This is a genomic window from Endozoicomonas sp. SESOKO2 (genome assembly GCF_024606245.1).
Classification (GTDB): domain Bacteria; phylum Pseudomonadota; class Gammaproteobacteria; order Pseudomonadales; family Endozoicomonadaceae; genus Endozoicomonas_A.
In genome coordinates this window covers 1-5,131 of the sequence record NZ_JAHHPQ010000606.1, presented here as the reverse complement: position 1 = coordinate 5,131, position 5,131 = coordinate 1, and the positions used below count along the sequence as shown (strand labels likewise).

Below are 5,131 nucleotides of genomic sequence, written 5' to 3'. Positions count from 1 at the left end.
CCAAGGAAGTGCTCAAATTCATCCACTGTCTGATAACCGTCGACACCTCTGACGGTCTTTATGTAGTGCTCTAGTTCAACCTTGCTGATCAGACCTTCATGCAGCAGAGCGATGATCCTGTTACCACTGGCAGAACGGGTAGCGAAGTACTCCGAGAAGCTTTTCAGGTCTTCCGGTTCATGCTCGACGTAATGAATAGCTGCTTCGCCCATGCCGTGGATTTCATCGTCGTAGTGTTGTGGCCCGGTTTTAATGTGAGTCCTTGCCCAGTCTGCCAGATCCTGGACTTCTTCCAAGGTATTCAGAGACTGATCTTCTATAGGCTGGAACATGAATGTCGTCTTCAGATTTTTGAAGACTTCTACAATCCGTCTGGCCTGATTAAACGTCAGATCGTCTCCGACCAATGCTCTCAGGCGAATCGGTGCAAATTCATCGTCAAAGTCAAAAGTTGGAAGATCGGGTCTGACCTTACCGCTTTTTTCTGCTGATTCTGCCAAACCCATTGCGGCTTCCAGAGCCTGCTTCTTGAGAGAGTGCGTCCTTACGAAGGCATAGATATCGACCAATATATTTGCTTGTCTCGGGTGGTACTGGAAGGGACCACCGTCTTTTTCGACGGCTTCCTCAGTAGCTTTCAGGACTTCCTTTAATGTCTCTATTGCCGCCTTCTTTGCGTCTACTTTTTTTATCAAGCGGTCCTTTTCCCTGGTCAGTTGCAGGATCTTGCCGCCAGCACCATCATCCCCGCCCAGTTGTACTTGTTTGTTTTTCAGAGCATCAAGCCGGTCAGCGATGCGGTCAGTGGGATCTGGCTTAAGACCAATGTCGTCTTCGATGGCTTTAAGATCAGCTTCATGATCGTCTACAGCTTTTTGTACTTCTGACACTTTTGCTTTTTTCTGTTTCAGGACTAAATCCGGCACTTCTCTGGTCTGCTCTGGAGTAGTCTCAGCTTTCGGATCGTTGTCTTTGGAATTGTCAATGTCTTGATTTTTAGTGTCCAGAGCCTCTTGTGCTTGCTTTTCTTCCGTCTGTGCATTGGTCAATTCCATTTCTACAAAATCATGCTCACGTAGAAATTTTGTGACCTGAGCGTACTTTTTCCTGGTTTCAGGCAGTTCGCCCATTGCGTGATCGACTTCGTCCCGACTATGAGAGGCTGTAAAGTCTCTAATGGCATCAATGCAATCTTCTGCTAACAGATTATCAGGAGCATTTTCAAAAGGGATTTTCAGATCTTTAATGGCAGCTCTTAGTTTCCGGATTATTTCCACTTGTCTTTCTGCATCGTCCTCGTTTCTCTGCAGGAAGCGTTCGATGTCGTTTAATCGGTCTTCAGAGTTTTGATTTTCAGCGTGAGGCAGGCCCAATTCGGTCTGAATCTGCTTCATTGCCTGATTGAGAGCCGTGATGTATTTATCCGTGTCAGGGGGGGCGTCATTAGAATGTGCGACTATCACTTGTTCACTATGGACAGCATTGAGTCTGCGATGAAGTTGCTCCAGCTCACTTTCAGCTTTTTCTATGTATCTTCTGGCTCTGGCTTGCTCACGATCAAGAACATATCGGGGTTTAGATCCCAGACGAGCCATTTGCCTGTCAAGCTCAGCATTAATGACTGCGATACGGTCATCTACTCTGGGGTGAAACGCCTCTAAAGCTGCTCTATACCGTTGTCCGAGTGTTTCTTTGATGAGACAGATCTGATCACGAGCAGGGGCATCCTCTTTATAGCCCTGAATGCCCAAGTGACTGGCAATCTCATTATTTATTCCCCTTCTGATACCTTCATCATCATAGGGTTTGCCAACTTCGTAATTTAATTCCCGAAATCTGTATTCCAGAAGAGCCTTCTGTTCATTCAGGCTGGCATCTATTTCAAATTCTATATTCAGATCATCGGCCAGCTTAGCAACTAAATGCTTACCTCTTTCTTTGGCAGCAACGTTTTTACTTCGGTCAATCCCCAGCTCGTACTCTACAGCGTCAAGCAACTCTGTCTGTTGTTCTGAGGCTCGCAAATCCGTGTATGTGGCATAAAAGGTAAGACGCTTGCGAAGCTTCCAAACTTTATCTGTCTTGTCCCCAGGTTCGAGGTCATCTTTCCAGAGGGCGTGATGTATATCATCCAGCATTTTTTTGGTGACATCATCGTCGTCAAGTTTTATGAGAACCCTGTCAAGTCGTTTTTCGTTGTCATCCCATTCATTGACTTCGATCCGGAGCATTTCTTCTACGGTTTTCAGTATATTCTGTGCCTCTTCCTCTGCCTGCTGTCTGGCATCTGTGATAGATATCTGCATCTCCCTGGAAATTTCGTGATGACGGTAATACTCATCGTCCTCTAAATCGAGATCATCCATTTTCAGGGCTTCTTCCACGGCACTCAGTTTACCAAGTACTTCAGGCTTGGCTCTGGGATGGCCAGGTGTTCTGATGTCTTCCAGCTCTTCTTCCAAACTTGCAAGCTTTTGTTCATTCTCAAGTACATTCTTATGTATTGTATCTAGCAGTGCGATGCGATCCTCTACTGTGCTATCTTCAGGTAGTTTCACACCATAAAACACTGTCAAAAGAGCATTTTGCATGAGTATGTCGTCGGTTTTACCAAGACCGCTTTGAGCATTCAGCTCCTGAATTTTCTGAAGGATACGTTCTTGATGAACGTTCAATTTTCCGCCTTGAGTGTTCTGTGTCTGAAGTCTCTGAATCAGAAGTGCCTTTTGAGTCTCAATATCTGCCTTGTCGTCAAAATCCTGAATGTTTAAATGTGCGGCAATGGTTGCAAATTGAGCCTTGGTTACAGATGTTTTTTCAGTTTCTGTCATGACGACCTGTTGCTGAAGATATTTTTGATCGATCCGGGTTGCCTGCTGCTTCAGGTGCTGTTGAATCAACTGAAAGCGGGCATCAAGATCGTTTTTATTGTCCGGAATAATACCGAGCTGGCCTTCAATAGCGGCCAGATTTGTTGTTACGGTTTTGAGTTGATGCTGTTCTGTTGCGACAGTGGCCATCAAGATTTCATTAATTCTTTCTGTGATGCGTCTGGCTTGCTCTTCTTGTGGCAGGGTATCATCCCAGTCAGCTATGCCAAGTTCTCTTGCCAGCCTCGAGTTATGTACATTTCTGGCATGATGAAGTGGTCGTTCCAGCGCTGGAATGCGCTTGCTTTCCTGCTGAAGTTTCTGTTCCTGAATTTCCAGACTTTCCATTTCGACACGAAGTTTTGCAAGCTCATCCTCGATTCCTTGCCTGATTTGTTGTGCTTCGAGTTTTTCCTTTTCATTGTCAACCTCTGTATCCGTTGAGTCCTGAAACTGATGTTTAATCCGGAGGATTCTGGCTTCTTTTACCTTTAGCTCCTCCAGTCTGTAATACATTTCAGGCAGCTGTCTGGTCATGTCTCTAATGACTTTGGAAGCAAACCGTTCGTCGCCCCCCCAAGCATCGATCTGTGATTTGCTGATAATGTTGATAACAGGTATGAATGTCTGAATATTCTGAACAAAGAGCGGGCAAGACAGAAAATTTTTAAGTACGGGTTTGAAGCCGAAGTGTTTTCTGAGTTGAAACTGTAACCAGGTTGACGTGATGACCGAAGCAGCGACTCTGATGTGTTTAGCTGTGAATTCAAATCCAGGTGTCACATCCGCAATAGCACTGGTCAATACCTGCTGGAGAGATTCATAGTAGGTAAGCATTGACAGCTGACATTTGTCAATTTCAGTATTGTGAAGTTTGTGATCTGCGGCTAACTCCTCCAGTATTGCCATCTGCCTGCATCGAATGACGTACTGGTAGTCTTTGACCTTTCCTATGTTAATCCTTGTTGTGGCATGGTTGCCAGGATCAGTTTTTACCAGGCCATAGAGGTTTTGTACAAAAGCGACGTCGGCTGGATTCTGTTTCTGACCATGGAAAACAATAATCTCACCCGAAGCCTCAGTCACTTCCAGTTTTGGATAACCGGCGGGCACAGGATGAGCCTCTGTGTTATCTTCGACGTGCACAACATATCCGACCGGTTTGTTGTGTGCCAATAGTTCATTAAGCGCCTTTTGTTGTAAATTCTCTCCCTGGACATGAAGCTGTATATAGGCAGAGGTGGCCGCTGCCAGAAGAGCCTCATCATTGACAAAGAGCGATTGACTCAGGCGCTTCAGTTCAGGAGGCTGGTCACCCCCGGAGATAAGACGCATAAAGGTACGCCCATTCACTTCAACTTTTTCTACTTCAATGGTGGCAAGGGCGATATAGTGATCACTGTTGCCGAGGTTTCCTGTTCTTTCTTCGGCACCATCCAGCACTGCGAACAGTTGTGTGGGTCTGGCGATTTTCGTGAACGGTTCCAGTGATAGCATGTTAGACCAGTGAGTACGGACAGCATCAACTGAAGCCTGATCGGTCATTCCGCCTCTGACTTCAATGACCAGTTCCGTTTCTTCAAGGTTATGGGTGAACTTGAAGATTCCCTCATTACCGACCTTCAGGATTTTGGTGTATTTCTGAGCAACGTCATCCTCGCCTGTTTCAAACAGATCAACACTGGAAACGTCAACATCGGTTTCAGAGAGAGTGTCTGTAAAGCTTTCAGCAGCAGTAACATAGTCCGCTTTGACTCTGGATTGATCAGGGTAGGTGGTCGTGAAGGATTTAGGTATTGGCTGTTGGTCATCACCTAAAGTTGGCTTAACCATGACCTCGCTTCGGGTAAACTTCATATGGCTATAGCCCATAATATCGACAGACTTTATCTGCAGCCTGCGATCGGCCAGTACCTGTGTACCCACGATGGAAGAGCTGATGGCAACCACCACGGCAAGGCTCAATGCATTGGGGCAAGCATGTGTCATTCTGCTACCTCAGAGGAACGAAGCCAATATGTATTCCTTATACAGGTTTCGTTTGGAGGTCATAAGGAGGTCATCCGTTGATCTCTGATATCAGAGTTCATCACTGATATCTCTATTGTCTCCCGTGGGTAGCATTTCTCTATCATGACCAGAAAGTTTCTGATCACTGTTTTCTTGCCACTCAAAGAAGGCACTCAGAGTGTAGAAGTAAGGGATGCTTTCTGCGTGGGAAAATGACCATTGAGGCACATTGTCCCTGAAGTATTTCTCCC

General features: G+C 45.8%; 2 protein-coding genes. Both read right to left on the bottom strand.

The annotated features are described in order from the left end of the window. Positions 1-4,859, bottom strand: a 4,859-nt coding sequence (locus tag KDK17_RS14765; RefSeq protein WP_257288383.1) for a hypothetical protein, incomplete at its 3' end; no start/stop codon positions are given. 90 nt (positions 4,860-4,949) lie between these two features. Then, on the bottom strand, positions 4,950-5,131 hold a 182-nt coding region (locus tag KDK17_RS14760; RefSeq protein WP_257288382.1), incomplete at its 5' end, for a hypothetical protein.